Genomic DNA, 19,256 nt, shown 5'->3' with positions numbered 1-19,256 from the left:
TCTGGCTGCGCCAGCCACCTCCCCCGCTGGGGGAGGATGATCGGATTTCCTATTCGTGCCGGAGGGCGTCGATGGGGTTGAGGGCTGCTGCGCGCCGGGCCGGGAAATAGCCGAACACGACGCCGATCGCGGCCGAGAAGACAAAGGCGATCAGGTTGACCTTGATGTCGAAGAGGAAGGGCACCTGCATCAGCGGGGCGATGGCGGCGGTTGCGGCCAGCGCCAGCAACAGCCCGATCAGGCCGCCAAGGCAGGACAGCACGATCGCCTCGACCAGGAATTGCATCAGCACTTCGCGTGCGACCGCACCGATGGCGAGGCGGATGCCGATTTCGCGGGTGCGTTCGGTCACCGACACCAGCATGATGTTCATGATGCCGATGCCGCCGACCAGCAGCGAGATGGCGGCCACCGCGCCGACGATCTGGGTCAGGATGGTGGTGGTGCCGGTCAGCGTGTCGCTGATCTGCTTGGTGTCGAAGACGTTGAAATTGTCTTCGGACCCGGCTTTGATCTTGCGCCGTTCGCGCATCAGTTCTTCCAGGCTCGTCTGCACGGTGCTGGTGTCATAGGCGTCGTCCACCGCGACCATGATCTGGCTGATGTCGCGATCGCCGGTGAAGCGGCGCTGGACGAATTTGATCGGCATGACGACGACATCGTCCTGATCGCCAAAGCCGCCCTGGCCGCGCGTCTTGAGCGCGCCGATCACCTGACAGGAAACGCCCTTGATCCGCATCCGCTTGCCCACCGGGTCCGCGCCCTGGAACAGGTTGGTGCGCACGGTATTGCCGATGATGCAGACCGGACGCCCGGCCTCTTCCTCTTCGGGCAGGAACAGGCGGCCGACGTCGGTGGTCCATTGCTGCACCTCGGAATAGGCCGATGTCGTACCATAGACGGTGGTGGACCAGTTATTGCCTTCATAGATGGCGGTGCCGCTCGATTGCACCAGCGGCGCGACGGCGCGCACGCCGGTCAACTGATTCTGAATGGCGGTGAGGTCGGCGGGCTTGAAGTCGGGCGGGCGCGGGCCGCCGCCGCCGCGACCAAAGCCCTGGCCCGGCCGCAATTGCAGGACATTGGCCCCGAGCGAGCTGATCTGCTCACGCACGGCGGCGGTCGCGCCATTGCCGAGCGTGACCATGGTGACGACCGCGGCGACGCCGATGATGATGCCGAGCGTGGTGAGGAAGCTGCGCAGCTTGTGGCGATTGATCGCGCGGAAGGCGAGGGTGATGGTGGTGCCTAACATGGCAGATAAAATCCAAAACCCGTTCGGGCTGAGCCTGTCGAAGCCCTCGACCGAGCGCAGCGAGGTGTCTTCGCTCCGCTCAGACGACCCCTTCGACTTCGCTCCGCTCAGACGACCCCTTCGACTTCGCTCAGGGCGAACGGAAGTTGCGTTGATGCTCACGCCGTCACCTCATTGTCGATGCGTTCGACCAGGCCGTCCTTGAAATGGACGATGGTTCGCGCGAAGGCGGCCATGTCGGGTTCGTGGGTGACCATCAGCACGGTGATGCCGCTGTTCTGATTGAGATCGGTCAGCAATTCCATGATTTCCACCGATCGTTCCGAATCGAGATTGCCGGTCGGCTCGTCGGCCAGCAGCACGTCGGGGCTGGTGACGATGGCGCGGGCGATGGCGACGCGTTGTTGCTGGCCGCCCGACAGTTCGGCGGGGGTATGGTCCCACCATTCCTTGAGGCCGACCTTGTCGAGCGCGGCCATGCCAAGATCATAGCGCGTCTTCTTGTCCTCGCCGCGATAGATGAGCGGCAGTTCCACATTTTCGAGCGCAGTGGTGCGGGACAGGAGGTTGAAGCCCTGGAACACGAAACCAAGATAGCGGCGGCGCAGCAAGGCGCGCTGGTCGCGGTCGAGCGTTTCGACATGGTGCCCCTTGAACAGGAAAGTGCCCGCCGATGGCACGTCGAGGCAGCCCAGGATGTTCATCGTCGTCGATTTGCCGGAGCCGGACGGCCCCATCACCGCGACGAAATCCCCCTGTTCGATGTCGAGGTCGATGCCCTTCAAGGCCTGAAAGGCGGTCGGGCCTTCGCCATAGACTTTGGTGACCCCGCGCAGCGAGATGATCGGTTCGATCGCCATGCGCTTTACGTCCCGCTCGGTCGGCCAGTGCCGCGCGTTTCGGTGGAGGCGACCGGGGCGGTTTCGGGGGCCTTGTCGCCTGAATTGCCGAGCGAGCCGACGCTGGCGGGCCTGCCGTCCGTTGCTGGATTGCGTTGGCGATCGGGGGCCTTGGCGTCGGTCGCAGCGGGGCGCTGGTCTTCGGCCGGGGCTTCCTGGCCCGCAGCCAATTGACCGGTGATGAGGCGCATCCCTTCCTTGATCTCGCCGCCGGTGATGGCCGTGCGCGATCCGTCGCTCGCGCCGATGGTGACTTGCACCGCCTTGGGATTGCCGTCTTCGCCCAGCACATAGACGGTCTGGCTGCTGCCTGCGCCGAAATTGACCTGGCGCGCATTGCCGCCGCGCCGCATCCGGCCGGGACCGGGCAGGACGCTGGTGATGCCGCCGCCCTTCGCGCCGGCGCTGGGCTTGAAGCGCAGGGCGCTGTTGGGGATGAGCAGCACATCGCGCAATTCCTGCGTCACGATATCGGCGGTCGCGGTCATGCCGGGGCGCAGCGTTTCATCTTCGTTATTCACCGTAAGAACGGCGGTGTAGGCGACCACGGTGCCGGTCGTGCTGGTCGTGGTGGTAGAGGATGAAGAGGTGCTGCTGGCGTTCGAACCGACATTCACGCGGGACACGGTCGCGGGGAAAGTGCGGCCGGGGAAAGCATCAACCGCGAAGGTCGCGCTCTGGCCATCCTTGACCTGGCCGACATCGGCTTCATCGACCGACACCTCGACCTCCATCTGGGTCAGGTCTTCGGCGATGGTGAACAGCACCGGCGCATTGAACGAGGCCGCGACGGTCTGGCCCGGTTCGATATCGCGTGAAAGGACGACGCCTGTTACCGGCGAGACGATCTGCGCGATCGACAGATTGGTTTGGGCGGACGAGAGCTGGGCGCGGGACACATCGACCTGCGCCTGGGCCGATCGCAGGCTGGCTACTGCGCCCTCATAATTGGCGCGGGCCGTGTCGATTTCCGTTTTGGCGGGCACCTTGCCGCCCGACAATTGATAGACGTTGAGCTGGCGGTCGAGCGTTGCCTTGGCGAGCGCGACCTGGGCCTGTGCCTGCGCGACGCTGGCCTGGGAGGCCGAGACTTGCGAGCGGTTCTGGTTCACGGAATCGACCAGACGACGGGTGTCGAGTTCGGCTAGCCGCTGGCCGCGCGTGACGCGGTCATTGACGTCGACATAGACGGCGGTGATCTTGCCCGATTGTTCGGAGCCCACATCGACCTGATTGACGGGCTTGAGGTTGCCGGTCGCGGAGACCGCCACGGTTAGGTCGCCCTTGCGCACTTCGCGGGTCGCGTAATTGGGTTTGTCGTCGCCGGAAAAACATTGCGACACGAGCAATATGACGATCAGCAGCGCGACGCCGATGCCGCCCCGGATCGCCCATTTGCGCCACGGCTTGGCGGGCTTGGCGCCCAGAAATTCGTCGAGGGCCGGATCGGTGGTCACGTCATTGCTCATGATTTTTGCTCATCGATGGGGCGGTTGTCCATGCTCTGCCAACCGCCGCCCAGCGCATCATAGAGCCGGGCGATGGCGAGAATTTCGTCCGAACGGGCGGTAGCGAGGCTGTTGCGGGCGTTCAAAAGGGTGGTTTCGGTATTCGACAGAATCTGAAAGTCGATGATGCCGGCCTGATACTGGCTGCGCGCCAGCAGGGCGGCGTTGTTCGACGCATCATAGGCGATGGTGAATTCGGCCTGCCGCGTCCGCGCGCTGGCGAGCGAGGCCATCGCATTCTCGACATCCTCCAGCGCAGTCAGCACGCTCTGCTTGTAGGCGGCGAAAGCGGCGTCGGTCGCGGCCCGTTGCGATCGGACCTGCGAGGCGAGGCGGCCGCCATCGAAGATGACTTGCGACACGTTGGCGAAGACACCGCCGGTGATCAGGCTGAACAGGTCGCTGAACGCGTTGGACGTGGTGCCGAGATTGCCGCTGATCCCAAGCGAGGGATAGAGTTGCGCCTCCGCCACGCCGATCCGCGCGGTCGCGGCGGCCAGCGACCGTTCGGCGCTGCGAATGTCGGGCCGCTGGCGCAGCGTATCGGCCGGGATGCCGATGGCGATCTGCGGTGTGGCGGTGGGGATGGGAGCAGGCGTCTCCAGCGCGCGGGTCGTCTCACCTGGCGCTTGTCCCGTCAGCACCGCGATGCGGTTGAGGCTGCCGCGCAGGTTCGCCTCCTGCTGGGGAATGGACGCGCGGGTTTGCGCCAATTGCGCGCGAGCCTGTTGCTCGTCGAGCGAAGAGACAAGGCCCGCCTGCAAGCGCCAGCCCGCTATGTCGAAATTATCCTGCTGCACCTGCTGCGTTTCGCGGGCGATGCGCAATTGTTCCTGCGCGAGCCGCGCCTGGACATAGTTGGTGACGAGCTCGGAAATGATCGTCATCCGCACCGTCGCCAGGTCGTAGCCGGACGCTGACAGTTCCGCCCGCGCGGCCTCGGCCGATCGGGACAGTTCGCCGAACAGGTCGATCTGCCAACTGGCCGATGTGTTGGCGGAATAGCTGCTCGACCAGTTGCTTGCGCCCGTGCTGATCACGTTGCCGCTGTCATCGACGCGGGTGCCGCCTGCCTGGCTGCGGTAATTTTTGCCGCCATTGCCCGAAGCATTGAGCTGCGGCAGGAAGGCGGCGTTGGTTTGCGCCAGGCTCTCGCGCGCTTGGCGCAGCCGGGCTTGTGCCTGGACGATGTCCAGATTGTTGGCGACGGCCGTATCGATCAGCGCCGATAGCGTCGGATCATTGAGGCGGGTCCACCATTGGGCCAGTTCGGAATCGCCGACGGTCGGCGCTACGCCCTGAAGGTCGGCACCCTGATAATAGGTGGCGGGCACCCCCAGCGAGGTGGCTTGCGGTGGCCGATAGTCCGGGCCGACGGCGCATGCCGACAGGCTGAGCGCCGTCCCGCATATCCCTGCAAAGCGATATCGCACCTTTTCCTTGCACTCCGTCATCGTTAAAGGGGCCGCCACGCGCCAGAGCATCTGGCGGGAAAGCGTGCGCGCCCTGACTGCCGCAGGGTCATGTACGTCTCAATGGCATTTATGTCTCAAAGTGTAACGGCATTGAATATCGGCACTTTTTTTCGCCGATTGGTAGAGGATGGATGATGCGCGCATTTGTATTTCCGGGTCAGGGCAGCCAGTCGGTCGGCATGGGCAAGGCACTGGCCGACGCCAGTCCGGTCGCGCGCGAACTGTTTCAGGAGGTGGACGACGCGCTGTCCTTCAATCTCTTCCGCCTGATGACGCAGGGGCCGGAGGATCAACTGACCCTGACCGAAAATGCGCAGCCGGCGATCATGGCCAATGCCATCGCCACGCTGCGGGTGATGCAGCGCGAGGGCGGCTTTTCGATCGCGCAGAAGGGCGATTTCGTTGCGGGCCACAGCCTGGGCGAATATAGCGCGCTGTGCGCGGCCGAAGCGCTGGACGCTGGCACCACCGCGCGGCTTTTGCGCCTGCGCGGGCAGGCGATGCAGGCGGCGGTGCCGGTGGGCGAAGGGGCCATGGCGGCGCTGTTGGGCGCCGACATCGAAAAGGCGCAGGCCTTGGCCGATGCGGCAGCGCAGGGCGAGGTCTGCGCCGTCGCCAACGACAATGACCCAAGCCAGGTCGTGATTTCGGGCCACAAAGCGGCGATCGACCGCGCCGTGGCGATGGTGAAGGAGCATGGCATCAAGCGCGGCATCTTGCTGCCCGTGTCTGCGCCGTTCCATTGCGAATTGATGCAGCCTGCCGCCGACGCATGGCGCTGGCCTTGGCCGATGTTGCGCTGGTCGCCCCGCTGCTGCCGGTTTACGCCAATGTGCTGGCCGCGCCGATCGCCGCGCCGGACGAGATCAAGTTGCGGCTGGTCGAGCAGGTGACCGGCCGGGTGCGCTGGCGCGAGTCCGTTGCGGCGATGTGGGACGCAGGCGTTACCGAGTTTGTGGAAGTGGGCGGCAAGGTGCTGACCCCGATGATCAAGCGCATCGCCCCTGACGCCACGGTGCGCAGCATCGTGACGATGGACGATATCGAGGCGGCCCTGGGCGCGCTCTGACAAGATTCACTCTTTGCCGGGCGGTGTCCGCAAAAGACCCGTCCCACTTTTCGAGATGACAACAGCCCTTCGATGACAGGAGGGCGAATGGTATGAAAGGCCATCTTCATGTTTGACCTCACAGGAATGACCGCGCTGGTGACGGGCGCTTCGGGCGGGATCGGGTCCGAGATTGCCCGGTCGCTGGCCGCGCAGGGCGCGACGCTGGCGCTGTCGGGCAGCAATGAAGACAAGCTCAAGGCGTTCGCGGCTGAACTGGGCGGGGATCACAAGACGCTGGTGTGCAACCTGTCGGACCCGGCTTCGGTCGATGCGCTGGTACCGCAGGCGGTCGAGGCGCTGGGCGGCAAGCTCGACATATTGGTCAACAATGCCGGCGTGACGCGCGACAATCTGATCCTGCGGATGAAGGATGAGGAATGGTCGACCGTGATCTCGGTCAATCTGGAAGCCGCCTTCCGCCTGTGCCGCGCGGTCGCGAAGCCGATGATGAAGGCGCGCTTTGGGCGCATCATTTCGATCACCTCGGTCGTGGGGGTCACCGGTAATCCCGGTCAGTCCAACTATTGCGCGTCGAAGGCCGGGGTCATCGGCATGTCCAAGTCGCTGGGCCAGGAACTGGCCAGCCGGGGCATCACCGTCAATTGCGTCGCGCCGGGCTTCATCCGATCGGCGATGACCGATGCGCTGAACGACGCGCAGAAGGGCGCGATCCTGCAGAAGATCCCGGTCGGCGATCTGGGCGATGGCGCGGATATCGGCGCGGCCGTGGTGTATCTCGCCAGCCGCGAGGCGGGCTATGTCAACGGCCAGACGCTGCATGTGAATGGCGGCATGGCGATGATTTGAGGCAAAGCGTCTCGGTGACCCTTGTTCCCCGGCTTGCGCCGGGGAACAGAGAAGGGCTGTTCGAGCAGATGTTGCTGCTCCTAAGCCCCCATATCCTCCAGCGCGGTGAAACGTTGCGACCAGAGCGCGCCATAGACCGCCATCCATTGCACCACCGGAGCCAGTCCCTTGGCGCGGGCGCTGTAGAAGGTTTCGCGGCCAGCCTTGCGCGCCGTCACGAGCTTGGCGCGTTTGAGCTTACCCAGGTGGCGCGATACCATCGGTTGGGATACGCCCGCGACCGCGGTCAGCGCATGGACGCTCTGTTCGCCTTCGCGGACGAGATATTCCAGCAGCGCGCGGCGGGTGCCGTCCGACAAGGCCTTGAATTGGGCGTCGATCGTCGCGCCACGCTGGTCTTCGTGTAATTCAGCTGTCATCGGCCAGCCATAACCTTAAGGTTATTAATCGGTCAACCATTCCCGCTGATGGGAGCAGTTGCGGACCGTTAACCAAAAAAACTTTGGGTGGACAAGCGCGTGAGTCTTTTGAGTCACACCGCCCTATCTTGAGTCCCACGCGACTCGCCAGACTCCATATCTTGTGGTTCCCCGCTTCGTTCTCCCCGACATCTGTGTCGTTCCGCATCGGGCAGGCCAAGGTGCCGGGCTTGACGCCGGACTCCCGAGGACTCATCGCTGGCATTCAAGACGAACGGGGGTTTTTACGCATGGGTGTCATGGAGCGGGTCGCACCGGCGCGACGGAAGAAGATGATCGCACCGGTAGAGGTCGCGGCGGCCGAGATTGCGACCGATTGCCTGTTGCGGGGTGACTGCATCGCGCAGATGGCGGCGCTGCCCGACAATTGCATCGACATGATCTTTGCTGATCCGCCCTATAATCTGCAACTGGGTGGCGACCTGTTCCGGCCCGAAGGCGGGCGGGTCGATGCGGTCGATAATGATTGGGACAAGTTCGATACGCTGGGCGCCTATGACCGCTTCACCAAGGCATGGTTGAAACAGGCCCGCCGCATCCTGAAGCCCAATGGCAGCATCTGGGTGATCGGCAGCTATCACAACATCTTCCGCGTCGGCACGGCGTTGCAGGATGAGGCTTCTGGATCCTCAACGATATCATCTGGCGCAAGGCCAACCCGATGCCCAATTTCAAGGGCACGCGCTTTACCAACGCGCATGAGACGCTGATCTGGGCGAGCCAGGGTGAGGACGCCAAATATACGTTCAACTATAAGGCGATGAAGACGCTCAACGACGAGTTGCAGATGCGGTCCGACTGGGTGCTGCCGATCTGCGGCGGGCAGGAGCGGTTGAAGCGCAACGGGACCAAGGCGCATCCGACGCAGAAGCCGGAGTCTCTGCTCTATCGCGTGATGCTGTCCTGCACCAAGCCGGGCGATGTGGTGCTTGATCCTTTCTTTGGGACCGGCACCACTGGCGCGGTGGCCAAGCGGCTGGGACGCAAATGGATCGGCATTGAGCGGGAGGAATCCTATATCGAGGTCGCGCTGGAGCGGATCGAGGCGGCGCTGCCATTGGATGAATCCGCGCTTACCATCATGCAAAGCGCCCAGTCGCAGCCCAAGGTCGCGTTCGGGACGCTGGTCGAAACGGGTTATTTGAAGCCCGGCGCGATCCTGACCGATGCCAAGCGGCGTTGGCAGGCGGTGGTGCGCGCCGATGGGTCGCTGGCGGTGGGGAGCGACACTGGGTCGATCCACAAGATCGGCGCGACGTTGCAGAATGCGCCGAGCTGCAATGGCTGGACTTTCTGGCATCATGAGGCCGAGGGTGGGTTGAAGCCGATCGATACGTTGCGCCAGACCTATTTGCTGGCGAACGAGCCTTAAGCGTGATCCTTGCAAATCCGTTCGGGCTGAGCGAAGTCGAAGCCCTCCGCTGACCGAAGGGAAGCGGCTTCGCTCCGCTCAGCATAGCCCTTCGACTTCGCTCAGGGCGAACGGGATAAATGATGACTCTACCCACTATCCCCCCCCAAGCGCGCCTGTACCTGCGGCCGACATGGTTCGTGCCGTCGCCGATCGGCCTGCCGGACGGGTCGGTGGCGCGGATGGGTAATGGGCTGATCTGGTTCCAGGGCTATGAAGTCAGCGCCTTTGGCGGGCGGGGCCGGGTGGCGCGGGTGATGGTGCCGGTGGCTGGCTTTGCCGATATGATCGCCAGCCTGCCCGATAGGCTGGCGGAGCGGGCGCAGAGGTTGGCCGCCAATATCTCCGCGATGCGCGCGCCGCTGATGCTGGGCGAGCGCACCATCCGTTTCGATGCGCCGCAGGTGATGGCGATCCTGAACGTCACGCCCGACAGTTTTTCCGACGGCGGCAAGCATGTCGGCGATCCGCAGGCGGCGGCCGATGCCGGTTTCGCGATGGCGGCGTCGGGTGCCGCGTTGATCGATGTGGGCGGCGAATCCACCCGGCCGCGCGCGGACAAGGTGTGGGAAGGCGATGAGATCGCCCGCATCGCTCCGGTGATCGAGCGGCTGACGGCGGCGGGCGTGCCGGTGTCGGTGGACACGCGCAAGGCGGCGGTGATGGAGGCGGCGTTGGCGGCGGGCGCGAAGATCGTCAATGATGTCAGCGCGCTGGCGCATGATCCGCGCAGTCTGGCGGTCGTGGCCGGGGCAGGGTGCCCGGTTATCCTGATGCATGCGCCGTCGGCCGGCGATGATCCCCATGACAATCCTGCGGGCTATGGCGATGTCGTGGCGGACGTGTTCGATCATCTCGAAGGGCGGATTGCGGCCTGCCTTGAGGCTGGCATCGCGCGCGATCGGATCATGGTCGATCCAGGGCTCGGCTTTGGTAAGTCGCTGGCCGACAATCTTGCGCTGGTAAATGGCCTGGCGACGTTTCAGGCGCTGGGCGTTCCGTTGCTGTTTGCGGGGAGCCGCAAAAGGCTGATCGGCGCGCTGTCCAACGAAGCCCCCGCTGCCGATCGCCTGGGCGGTTCCATCGCTTTGGCGTTCCGTGCGGCGCAACTCGGCGCGCAGATGGTGCGGGTCCATGACGTGAAGGAAAGCGTGCAGGCCTTGCACTTGTGGCGGGGGTTGGCGGACGCCGGATTGAGCGCGATTTAGACGCAGGTATTATTTTACCCGTCAGGAAAGCCGCCATATCGCTTGACTTGGACGGCTTCCCCAGTCATTAGCGCCCCACTTCCGGGGGTCGGTAACGGCCTGCGGTTCTTTAATTCATTCTGGAGTATTGGCACCATGAAGGCGCTGATGAAGACGACCAAGTCGGCAAGCCCGGCAACGGTTGATAAGAAGTGGGTCCTGATCGACGCGGAAGGCCTCGTCGTTGGCCGTCTCGCTTCGACCGTGGCAAATATCCTGCGTGGCAAGCACAAGACCAGCTTCACGCCCCATGTCGATTGCGGTGACAATGTCATCATCATCAACGCGGGCAAGGTGAAGTTCACTGGCAAGAAGCTGACCGACAAGATCTATTACAAGCACACCGGCTATGCCGGCGGCATCAAGGAAACCACGCCTGCCAAGATTTTGGAAGGCCGTTTTCCTGAGCGCGTGCTTGAAAAGGCGATCGAGCGCATGATCCCCCGTGGCCCGCTGGGCCGCCAGCAGATGCGCAACCTGCGCGTTTTCGCCGGTGCCGAGCATCCCCATGAAGCCCAGAACCCCGAAGTGCTCGACTTCGCGTCGCGCAACCGCAAGAACAAGGTGGGTGCATAATGTCCGATAACCGCCAGTCCCTGTCCGACCTCGCGCAGATCGCCGCCGAAGCGGCTGCCGTTCCGGCACCTGCGCCCGTCGCTGCCGAAGCGGCCGCTACGCCTGCTGCTCCGGCCGCTGACGTCGAAGCCGAAGCGCCTGCCGCTCCGGTCGAGCCTGCAGCGCCCACCATGCCGCTGCGTGCGCAGGAAATCGACAATCTGGGCCGCGCCTATGCGACCGGTCGTCGTAAGGATGCCGTTGCCCGCGTTTGGGTAAAGCCCGGCACCGGCAAGATCACGGTCAATGGCCGCGACCAGGAAATCTATTTCGCGCGTCCGACCCTGCGTCTGGTCATCAACCAGCCTTTCGGCGTCACCGACCGTAATGGTCAGTATGACGTGATCGCTACCGTCAAGGGCGGCGGTCTGTCCGGCCAGGCCGGTGCAGTCAAGCATGGCATCGCCCAGGCGCTGACCAAGTACGAGCCTGCGCTGCGCAGCGCGGTCAAGGCCGAAGGCTTCTTGACCCGCGACAGCCGCGTCGTCGAGCGTAAGAAGTACGGCAAGGCGAAGGCGCGCAAGAGCTTCCAGTTCTCGAAGCGCTAAGTCGATACCGACTGCAAGTTCAGGAAAGGGGCCGGTTTTCCGGCCCCTTTTTTCGTGCGCATGCTTCGTCTGATCGCTTGAGTGCCCCGCCCCGATGCAATAGCCTGCGTATCGACAGGCTGATGCCGGGGGATGTTCGGGGGGTTATGAGACAGATGATGGGAATGGCGATGCCGATCGCATGATGGTTGCCGTGCCAGCTCTGGCGGGCGAAACGCCGCTTTATCAGGCGGCACCCGCTTGGGTGGAGAAGGCCAGCGTGCCGCCGCTGTCGAGCTTCGAGGGCGAACCGCCGATGATGCTGCTGTTCGACAGTCAGCAACGTGTCGAGGATGGCCGCCTGTGGAGCTATGCGGACGTCGCGACCCGCGCCGGGTCGGCCGAGGCGCTGGCACAGCTATCCTCGCTCACCCTGCCATGGGCACCCGACAAGGGCGACCTCATCATCCATGAAGTATCGATCCTGCGCGGCGACCAGGTGATCGATGCGCTGGCAGGCGACAAGCGCTTCGCCGTGCTGCGCCGGGAAGAAAATCTGGAGGCGCGCCAGATTACCGGCGTCCTTACCGCAACGCTGGCGGTCGAAGGGGTGCAGGTCGGCGATATCGTCCGCCTGCGCTATACGACGTCGATGAAGGATGACGCGCTTGGGGGGCACGTCCAGGGTGCGATGGCGTTGTTCGCGGCACCGCTGCGGATGGGGCAGGGGCGGCTGCGTGTGCAATGGGATGAACGCAGCGGGGCCAAGTGGAAATTGCTGGCCAAGGATGCAGTGGTCAAGCAGCAGAAGAAGGGCGGGTTCAACGAACTGACCGTCGCCCTGCCGCTGATCAAGCAGCCGGAGATGCCGGAGGATGCGCCGCTGCGCTATCGGCATCCGCCCTTGTTCGAGCTCTCCACCTTCGCCTCCTGGGCGGATGTCTCCAAGACGATGGCACCGCTCTATGCGACCGAAGGGCTGATCGCAGCGGGCAGTCCGCTCGCCGCGGAACTCGACAAGCTCAAGGCCTTGAGCGGGTCGCCGCGTGCGAAGGCGGCCGCTGCGCTGCAACTGGTGCAGGATAGTATCCGCTATCTGGCGATCGGCATGAACGGTGGCAATTATGTGCCGCAGACCCCGGCGCAGACCTGGACGCTGCGCTATGGCGATTGCAAGGCCAAGACGCTGCTACTGCTGACTTTGCTTCGCGGCATCGGGATAGAGGCGGAGCCGGTGCTGGCCAGTTCCACCATGGGCGATTTCGTGCCGGAACGTTTGCCGAGCGTCGCTGCGTTCGACCATGTGCTGGTGCGCGCGACGATCGATGGCGAGACGCTGTGGATGGACGGCACGGGCAGCGGTGCGCGGATCGATGATCTGAGCGATACGCCGCCTTTCGGCACGGTGCTGCCGGTGCGGACGGCGGGCGCGGATCTGTTGCCGATCCAGACCCACGCCAACGCTCGGCCTATCATCGACATCGCGATCGAGGCCGACGAGAGCGGGAGCATCCGGTTGCCCAGCGTCTTCGATGCGGTAGCGGTGCTGCGCGGTCCGGCGGCGTCGATGATCAATGTCGCCTTGGGGCAACTCGATGCCAAGCAGCGTGCCGATATGGTGCGTGGGTTTTTCGTGCGGCAAATGGGTCAGTCGCAGTTCAGCGATGTCAGCGTGGCGATGGATGCCGCCACGGCGACCACGACGCTGAAGGCGCATGGCGTCACGACGACGCCCTGGCGCTTGGAGGATAATCGCTATCGCCGCGGCATTGGTCGGGGTGTCAACGACATCAGCTTCGCGCCCGATCGCGGGCGTCCGGCGTGGATCGATATTCCGGTGGCGACGCCGCCGCCGTCCGGGGTGCGCTATCGGCTCACACTGCGCTTGCCCGATGGCGGCAAGGGCTATGTGCTGGAAGGCGACCAGAATGTCAGCCAGTCCATCGCGGGCTTCACGATCAAGCGGAACGTCCAGTTGCGCGACGGGCTGCTCGAACTGGACGAGCGGATGGATTCGACCGGGGTCGAGATTTCGGCCGTCCAGGTGCCCGACGAACGCGATCGGCTTGCCACGGCGCAGGCGTTGGCCCCGCGCTTGATCGCACCGGCCAAACCGACCTTCTACTGGGATGCACCTTATGAGGTGGTGGCAAAGTGGCCACAGGTCAAAGCCGGTGAGCAGGCTTTCGCCAAGGCGATCACCGACAACCCGGAGGAAGTATCGGGCTATAGCAGCCGCGCCAATTTTCGTTGGGGTGTGGGTGACCGGAAGAAGGCGTTGGCCGATCTCGACAAGGCGATTTCCATCGAACCGGATATCGATCTCTATCTCGGCCGCGCTGACCGGCGGTTCAAGCTGGGGGATGTGCCCGGCGCGCTGGCGGATGCAAGGATGGCGCGCCAACTCGACCCCTCGTCCTTTGGCGCGATCAATGCTGTTGCCACCTATCTTGCCGAAAGCGACAAACTGGACGAGGCGCTGGTGATGGTGGATCAGCGGATCGCGATTGGCGGCGAAACCCGCGACGCCTATCGCCGCCTCAAGACCAGTCTGTTGGGCACTTATGGCGATGCAGCCAAGGCGGTCGAACTGCTCGACGCGCACATCGCGGAAAAGCCCGGCCTGACGGCACTGCTCAACGAACGTTGCTGGATCAAGGGCACGCGCGACATCATGCTGGATAGCGCGCTCAAGGATTGCACCCGTGCGATCGAACTTAGCACGGTCACCGTGGCTGCGCTGGATAGTCGCGCCATGGTGTGGTTCCGCATGGGGCGCCATCAGGATGCGTTGCAGGATTTGAATGCCGTGATCGATCAGGGGCCGGGGCAGGAGCAGAGCCGCTTCATGCGTGGCATCGTGCTGCATCGGCTCGGTCGCGGTGCGGAGGGCGACTTGGACATCGCTATCGCGCGCAGGCTCAACCCCCGCATCGACGCGGACTATGCGCGGTTCGGCATCAAGCGTGATCATCGCAACGACTATCCCGATTTCATTACGGGATCGATTTGACGGAAACCTTTATTCTGATGGTTGGTTGAATAGGCAACACCAACCAACAGGAGACTGAACATGGGTGAAGCAACCGACAAGATGAAAGCCGCTGGCAACAAGCTGGCCGGCAACGTCAAGGAAGCCGTTGGCAAGGCGACCGACAATGAGCGTCTGGAGGCCGAGGGCAAAGCCCAGCAGGTCAAGGGCACCGGTCAGGATGTAGCCGGTTCGGTCAAGGGTGCGTTCGGCGACAAGGTCTGACGCTAACGCTACCGCTTACAAGGATATAGGAAGCCCCGCCCTTACCCGGCGGGGCTTTCTTTTTGTGCCAGATAGGCTTTGACGTCACGGCGCAGTTCACCCGCGCATAGATACAGCGCGATGACGTTGGGAATGGCCATCAGAAAGAAGCTGGAATCCACAATGCCTACGACCCGGCCAAGGTCGATCGCGGCGGCAGGTGGCAGGGCGACGACGTAGAGGATCTTGTAGGTCCATTGCGCGCGCGCGCCATGGCCGAACAGATAGCCCCAAGCCTGCAATCCATAGAAGCCCCACGCTACCAGCGTCGAATAAGCGAACAGGAACACCACCACTGCGAGCAGCCAGGGAAACCAGGGCGAAACCTGCGCGAAGGCGGCCGAGGTGATCGCGATCCCCTCCAGCCCGCTATTCCATGTGCCCGCCACGACCAGCGCGAGCCCGCCCAATCCGCACACGATCATCGTGCCGAGCAGCGGTTCCAGCAGCGCGACCAGACCTTCGGATACGGGATGCCGTGCGCGGGCGAGGCTGTGCGCCATCACCGCCGAGCCAACGCCCGCCTCGCTGGCGAACACCGCGCGGCGCATGCCCGCGACGAAGGCACCCACCGCGCCGCCGGTCGCCGCATTGCCGGTCCATGCCCCGTCCCAGATGAGCGCCAGCGCACCGGGGATTGCCCCCAGATGCAGCGCCAATATGGCGAACACCCCGACCAGATAGACCGCGACTTTGAGCGGGGTCAGCCGTTTGGCCACCTCGCCCAGCCAGGCCGCGCCGCCAAGCGTCACCAGCGCCACGGCACAGGCCAGGAAAATGCCATAACCCCATCCGTTGGTCAGGCCTGTGACGACCTTCACCTGCGCGAAACTCTGATTGACCTGCACCATCGGGATCGCCCCGAACAGCGCGAAAAAGGCGTAGGCACCGCCCAGCGCCAGCCCGACCTTGGGCCAACCGCGCGCCGCACCGACCGCTTTGAGGACATACATCGGCCCGCCATGGACATGGCCCTGGGCGTCGAACACGCGATATTTGAGGCCGAGCGTAACCTCCGCCATCTTCACCGTCATCGCGAACCAGCCGATGACGAACATCCACAGGATCGCGCCCGGCCCGCCCATTGTCAGCGCGACGGCGACACCCGCAATATTGCCAAGGCCGATCGTGCCCGACAGCGCGGTGCTGAGCGCTGCCCATTGGCTGACATCGCCTTGCGCTTCGCCCTTGTCAGGCTGGGTGCGCAGGATGCGGATCGCGCGGCCGACCTGGGTGATGTTGGGAAAGCCAAGCCATAGCGTGAAGAACAGCATCGGCAGCGCGAGGTAGAGCACGATCAGTTCGATCTGCGTGCCCAGCATCGGCAGCTTGAAGAACACGGCCGCGGAGATGGCATCGACGATGGCGTTGAAATTTTCTATCCTGCGCCGATGGCGCGCGCCACCGAGAAAGTCGATCAAAGATTGCTCTTTCCCCCTCCGTTCGCCCTGAGTAGGGTCTGAGCGAAGTCGAAGGCCCGTATCGAAGGGTCTCGCGCTGCACATGTCCTTCGATACACCGCTTCGACTTCGCTCAGCGGTTACTCAGGACGAACGGAATTATTGGGGTCATTCCCAAAGCATGAGAGACATATGTGAGCAGGCAATATTTCGGCACCGATGGCATCCGCGGCCGCACCAACCAATGGCCCATGACCCCTGACCTGGCGATGAAGGTCGGCATGGCGGCAGGAACGCATTTTCTGCGCGGCGACCATCGCCATCGCGTCGTGATCGGCAAGGATACGCGGCTGTCGGGCTATATGGTGGAAAATGCGCTGGTGGCGGGTTTTACGGCCGTCGGCATGGACGTGGTGCAGTTCGGGCCGATCCCGACGCCCGCCGTCGCCCTGCTCGCCCATTCGATGCGGGCGGACCTGGGCGTCATGATCTCGGCCAGCCACAACCCCTATTTCGACAATGGCATCAAGCTGTTCGGGCCGGACGGCTATAAATTGTCGGATGAAGATGAACTGAAGATCGAGGCGCTGATCGGGCAGGAGATTCCGCTCGCACCCTCCAAGGATATCGGTCGTGCCCGCCGGGTCGAGGATGCGCGCGGGCGCTACATCCATGCGGTCAAGTCCAGCTTCCCGGCCGATCTGCGGCTCGACGGCCTCAAGATCGTGGTCGATTGCGCCAATGGGGCCGCTTATCAGGTCGCGCCTTCTGCGCTTTGGGAACTCGGCGCGACTGTCGTGGCGGTCGGCGTCAACCCCAACGGCACGAACATCAACGATGGCTGCGGATCGACATCGCCCTTGCTGTGTCAGGAAACGGTCGTCTCGTCGGGTGCGGATATCGGCATTGCGCTGGATGGCGATGCGGACAGGCTGATCGTGGTCGATGAAAAGGGTCAGATCGTCGATGGCGACCAGATCATGGCGCTGATTGCGGCCAATTTCGCGCGCGAAGGCACGTTGCGCGGCGGCGGGCTGGTGGCGACGGTGATGTCGAACCTGGGCCTTGAACGCTTTCTGGCCGGACAGGGCATCGGGCTGGAGCGCACCAAGGTCGGCGACCGTTATGTGCTGGAGCGGATGCGAGAGGGTGGCTTCAACCTGGGCGGAGAACAGTCGGGCCATATGATCCTGTCCGACTATGCCACCACCGGCGACGGCACGGTCGCGGCGTTGCAGGTGCTGGCCGCGCTGGTCCGGTCGGACAGGCCCGCCAGCGAGATGTTGCACCAGTTCGATCCGGTGCCGCAATTGCTCAAAAATGTGCGCTTTGCCGGGGGCAAGCCGCTGGACCATGCGGATGTGCAGCACGTGATCGCGCAGGCGGAGGCGGAGTTGGTCGGTGTGGGCCGCCTCGTCATCCGCCCATCTGGGACCGAGCCGGTCATCCGGGTGATGGCCGAAGGGGACAGCGCGGACCAGGTCAAGGACGTGGTGGAACGCATCTGCGCGGCCGTCGAGAAGGCGGCGGCCTGATCCATGCTGGACATGCACCCCGATTGCGAGCGCTGCGGCGCGGACTTGGCCGCCGATACGCCGGGCGCTTTCATCTGTTCGTTCGAATGCACCTTTTGCGCGACCTGCGCCGAGGCGCTGGACGATCGTTGCCCCAATTGCGGCGGCGAGTTGATGGACCGGCCGACGCGAACGGGCAAGGCGCTGGCCGCCAATCCTGCCGCCACCGTGCGCAGGCATAAGCCATGACGCCGGCGCGCATCCTGATCATTGCCGGGTCCGACAGCGGCGGGGGCGCGGGGATTCAGGCGGACCTCAAGACGGTGACGTTGCTGGGTGGATTTGCCATGACCGCGATCACGGCGATTACGGCGCAGAATACGCTGGGGGTGCAGGGCGTCCACCCGATCCCGACCGACATGGTGCTGGCGCAGATGGAAAGCTGTATCAGCGATATCGGCGTCGATGCGGTCAAGATCGGCATGATCGGCTCGGCGCAGACGGCGATAGCGGTGGCGGAGCGGCTCGCGGGGCTGGATGGCGTGACGATCGTCTTTGATCCTGTGATGGTCGCGACCAGTGGGTCGCTGCTGGCGGATGCGGATACGATTGCGGCCTTCCACAAGCTGATGGCGATCGCCACTGTGGTCACGCCCAATATTCCTGAACTTGTCGCGCTGGGCGGGGAGGCAATTGCCGCGCAATTTGGCACCCATGTCCTCGCCAAGGGTGGGCATGGTGAGGGGGCGATGCTCACCGACCGGCTGATCGGCCCCCACGGGGTTACCAATAGCTGGAGCGATGCGCGGATCGATACGCCGCACACCCATGGCACCGGCTGCACCATGGCCAGTGCGATTGCGACCGGACTGGGGCAGGGGATGGCTTTGCCTGACGCGATCACGCAGGCGCGGGACTATGTGCGGGCGGCGTTGAGGCTGGCGCCGGGCTTTGGCGGTGGGCATGGGCCGATGGGGGCACCGTTCACTTTCCATGCCTGATTTTGCGCATGAAAGCCTGCACCATCCGGGCCTTGTCGCCGGGGTGGATGAAGCGGGGCGGGGGCCGTTGGCGGGGCCGGTGGTGGCGGCCGCCGTGATCCTGCGCGTTGAGGATTGTCCGCAGGGGTTGGACGATAGCAAGAAATTGTCGGCGACCCGGCGGGCGGCGCTGGAAGTGGAGATCAAGGATCGGGCGCTGTGCTGGGGGCTGGGGGTGGCCAGTGTCGAGGAGATCGACCGGCTCAATATCCTGTGGGCGACGATGTTGGCGATGACTCGTGCGGTCGCGGCGTTGGGGCGGGATTGTGCGCATGTGCTGGTCGATGGCAATCGCTGCCCGGACTGGTCGTATGCGTCGAGCGCGATCGTCGGCGGCGATGCCAAGAGCCTGTCGATCGCCGCGGCCTCCATCCTCGCCAAGGAAGCGCGGGACCGGATGATGGTGGAGGCGGCAGGGCGGCATCCCCATTATGGCTGGGCCAGCAACAAGGGCTATGGCAGCGCGCAGCATCTCGCGGCGCTGCGGACACATGGGCCGACCCCGCTGCATCGGCGCAGCTTTGCGCCAGTTGCGCAGTTGGTGCTGCTTTAGGGGGGCATTCCCGTAGCGCCACGCGCCACTGTGACTTGTCTCCCCTCCCCGGCGGGGAGGGTTGATTGGAGTCACGTGCCTCCAATCAAGGGGAGGGGGAGTGAGGCGAAGCCGAGCGTC

16 protein-coding genes and 2 pseudogenes are annotated in these 19,256 nt (G+C 64.2%); 12 read left to right on the top strand and 6 right to left on the bottom strand.

Annotated features, from left to right (window positions below):
• Positions 1 to 49: 49 nt before the first annotated feature.
• The 4 genes from BF95_RS01360 to BF95_RS01345 all read right to left on the bottom strand — a co-directional run bounded on the left by BF95_RS01360 (position 50) and on the right by BF95_RS01345 (position 5,116).
• Entirely contained in the window at positions 50 to 1,255 is a 1,206-nt protein-coding gene (locus BF95_RS01360; RefSeq protein WP_043148848.1) for an ABC transporter permease, read from the bottom strand.
• Positions 1,256 to 1,413: 158 nt separating this feature from the next.
• On the bottom strand, positions 1,414 to 2,115 hold the full coding sequence (locus BF95_RS01355) for an ABC transporter ATP-binding protein (RefSeq protein ID WP_043148847.1): 702 nt from the start codon (positions 2,113 to 2,115) through the stop codon (positions 1,414 to 1,416).
• Between the two features lie 5 nt (positions 2,116 to 2,120).
• Positions 2,121 to 3,623 (bottom strand): efflux RND transporter periplasmic adaptor subunit, encoded by a 1,503-nt coding sequence (locus tag BF95_RS01350; RefSeq protein WP_043148846.1) that lies wholly within the window; start codon positions 3,621 to 3,623, stop codon positions 2,121 to 2,123.
• Positions 3,620 to 5,116 (bottom strand): efflux transporter outer membrane subunit, encoded by a 1,497-nt coding sequence (locus BF95_RS01345; protein ID WP_200866865.1) that lies wholly within the window; start codon positions 5,114 to 5,116, stop codon positions 3,620 to 3,622. The genes BF95_RS01350 and BF95_RS01345 overlap by 4 nt, the downstream gene beginning before the upstream one ends.
• 155 nt (positions 5,117 to 5,271) lie before the next feature.
• Here BF95_RS01345 and fabD point away from each other — a divergent pair.
• Both fabD and fabG read left to right on the top strand, forming a co-directional pair.
• Positions 5,272 to 6,206, top strand: a pseudogene (fabD, locus tag BF95_RS01340) (ACP S-malonyltransferase).
• Positions 6,207 to 6,314: 108 nt separating this feature from the next.
• On the top strand, positions 6,315 to 7,055 hold the full coding sequence (gene fabG, locus BF95_RS01335) for a 3-oxoacyl-[acyl-carrier-protein] reductase (RefSeq protein WP_043148844.1): 741 nt from the start codon (positions 6,315 to 6,317) through the stop codon (positions 7,053 to 7,055).
• Between the two features lie 80 nt (positions 7,056 to 7,135).
• Here fabG and BF95_RS01330 read toward each other — a convergent pair whose 3' ends face one another.
• Positions 7,136 to 7,474, bottom strand: a complete 339-nt coding sequence (locus tag BF95_RS01330; RefSeq protein ID WP_043148843.1) for an ArsR/SmtB family transcription factor — start codon at positions 7,472 to 7,474, stop codon at positions 7,136 to 7,138.
• A 290-nt stretch (positions 7,475 to 7,764) separates the two neighbouring features.
• Between BF95_RS01330 and BF95_RS01325 the strand changes: the two are divergent.
• From BF95_RS01325 to BF95_RS01300, 6 genes and pseudogenes are all read left to right on the top strand, one after another.
• Positions 7,765 to 8,906: pseudogene (locus tag BF95_RS01325) on the top strand (site-specific DNA-methyltransferase).
• A gap of 122 nt (positions 8,907 to 9,028) precedes the next feature.
• Positions 9,029 to 10,153, top strand: coding sequence for a dihydropteroate synthase (gene folP, locus BF95_RS01320; RefSeq protein ID WP_043149041.1), 1,125 nt, complete (start codon positions 9,029 to 9,031; stop codon positions 10,151 to 10,153).
• 135 nt (positions 10,154 to 10,288) lie between these two features.
• The gene (gene rplM / locus BF95_RS01315) at positions 10,289 to 10,768 is read left to right on the top strand and encodes a 50S ribosomal protein L13 (RefSeq protein ID WP_037473167.1); all 480 of its coding nucleotides are present in this window, start codon (positions 10,289 to 10,291) and stop codon (positions 10,766 to 10,768) included.
• Positions 10,768 to 11,355, top strand: a complete 588-nt coding sequence (gene rpsI, locus BF95_RS01310) for a 30S ribosomal protein S9 (RefSeq protein WP_043148841.1) — start codon at positions 10,768 to 10,770, stop codon at positions 11,353 to 11,355. The genes rplM and rpsI overlap by 1 nt, the downstream gene beginning before the upstream one ends.
• 181 nt (positions 11,356 to 11,536) lie before the next feature.
• Complete coding sequence (locus tag BF95_RS01305; protein WP_051519812.1) at positions 11,537 to 14,347, top strand: DUF3857 domain-containing protein; 2,811 nt, start codon at positions 11,537 to 11,539, stop codon at positions 14,345 to 14,347.
• 60 nt (positions 14,348 to 14,407) lie between these two features.
• Positions 14,408 to 14,590: a CsbD family protein gene (locus tag BF95_RS01300; protein ID WP_043148840.1), complete on the top strand. Its 183-nt coding sequence runs from the start codon at positions 14,408 to 14,410 to the stop codon at positions 14,588 to 14,590.
• A 41-nt stretch (positions 14,591 to 14,631) separates the two neighbouring features.
• Here BF95_RS01300 and BF95_RS01295 read toward each other — a convergent pair whose 3' ends face one another.
• Entirely contained in the window at positions 14,632 to 16,011 is a 1,380-nt protein-coding gene (locus tag BF95_RS01295; protein ID WP_043149038.1) for an alanine/glycine:cation symporter family protein, read from the bottom strand.
• 212 nt (positions 16,012 to 16,223) lie between these two features.
• Between BF95_RS01295 and glmM the strand changes: the two genes are divergently transcribed.
• The 4 genes from glmM to BF95_RS01275 are packed head-to-tail and all read left to right on the top strand — an operon-like array spanning position 16,224 to position 19,136.
• Complete coding sequence (gene glmM / locus BF95_RS01290) at positions 16,224 to 17,564, top strand: phosphoglucosamine mutase (RefSeq protein WP_043148839.1); 1,341 nt, start codon at positions 16,224 to 16,226, stop codon at positions 17,562 to 17,564.
• Between the two features lie 3 nt (positions 17,565 to 17,567).
• A complete protein-coding gene (locus BF95_RS01285) occupies positions 17,568 to 17,792 on the top strand; it encodes a DUF1272 domain-containing protein (protein ID WP_043148837.1) in 225 nt (74 codons plus the stop codon).
• On the top strand, positions 17,789 to 18,544 hold the full coding sequence (gene thiD / locus BF95_RS01280; protein ID WP_043148836.1) for a bifunctional hydroxymethylpyrimidine kinase/phosphomethylpyrimidine kinase: 756 nt from the start codon (positions 17,789 to 17,791) through the stop codon (positions 18,542 to 18,544). The genes BF95_RS01285 and thiD overlap by 4 nt, the downstream gene beginning before the upstream one ends.
• Positions 18,537 to 19,136, top strand: coding sequence for a ribonuclease HII (locus tag BF95_RS01275; RefSeq protein ID WP_043148834.1), 600 nt, complete (start codon positions 18,537 to 18,539; stop codon positions 19,134 to 19,136). Before thiD ends, BF95_RS01275 begins: the two co-directional genes overlap by 8 nt.
• The last annotated feature ends 120 nt before the right edge of the window (positions 19,137 to 19,256 follow it).

The sequence above is a fragment of the Sphingobium sp. Ant17 genome, from assembly GCF_000588875.1.
Lineage (GTDB): Bacteria > Pseudomonadota > Alphaproteobacteria > Sphingomonadales > Sphingomonadaceae > Sphingobium.
The sequence above is the reverse complement of the archived record's forward strand: the minus strand, read 5'-3'. Positions and strand labels throughout refer to the sequence as shown.

Coding starts and splice junctions, on each gene's coding strand:
- BF95_RS01300 (WP_043148840.1), top strand. CDS start 14,408: ATGGGTGAAGCAACCGACAAGATGAAAGCCGCTGGCAACAAGCTGGCC.
- BF95_RS01345 (WP_200866865.1), bottom strand. CDS start 5,116: ATGACGGAGTGCAAGGAAAAGGTGCGATATCGCTTTGCAGGGATATGC.
- BF95_RS01350 (WP_043148846.1), bottom strand. CDS start 3,623: ATGAGCAATGACGTGACCACCGATCCGGCCCTCGACGAATTTCTGGGC.
- rplM (WP_037473167.1), top strand. CDS start 10,289: ATGAAGGCGCTGATGAAGACGACCAAGTCGGCAAGCCCGGCAACGGTT.
- rpsI (WP_043148841.1), top strand. CDS start 10,768: ATGTCCGATAACCGCCAGTCCCTGTCCGACCTCGCGCAGATCGCCGCC.
- thiD (WP_043148836.1), top strand. CDS start 17,789: ATGACGCCGGCGCGCATCCTGATCATTGCCGGGTCCGACAGCGGCGGG.
- BF95_RS01360 (WP_043148848.1), bottom strand. CDS start 1,255: ATGTTAGGCACCACCATCACCCTCGCCTTCCGCGCGATCAATCGCCAC.
- BF95_RS01285 (WP_043148837.1), top strand. CDS start 17,568: ATGCTGGACATGCACCCCGATTGCGAGCGCTGCGGCGCGGACTTGGCC.
- BF95_RS01330 (WP_043148843.1), bottom strand. CDS start 7,474: ATGACAGCTGAATTACACGAAGACCAGCGTGGCGCGACGATCGACGCC.
- folP (WP_043149041.1), top strand. CDS start 9,029: ATGACTCTACCCACTATCCCCCCCCAAGCGCGCCTGTACCTGCGGCCG.
- BF95_RS01275 (WP_043148834.1), top strand. CDS start 18,537: ATGCCTGATTTTGCGCATGAAAGCCTGCACCATCCGGGCCTTGTCGCC.
- BF95_RS01305 (WP_051519812.1), top strand. CDS start 11,537: ATGATGGTTGCCGTGCCAGCTCTGGCGGGCGAAACGCCGCTTTATCAG.
- fabG (WP_043148844.1), top strand. CDS start 6,315: ATGTTTGACCTCACAGGAATGACCGCGCTGGTGACGGGCGCTTCGGGC.
- BF95_RS01355 (WP_043148847.1), bottom strand. CDS start 2,115: ATGGCGATCGAACCGATCATCTCGCTGCGCGGGGTCACCAAAGTCTAT.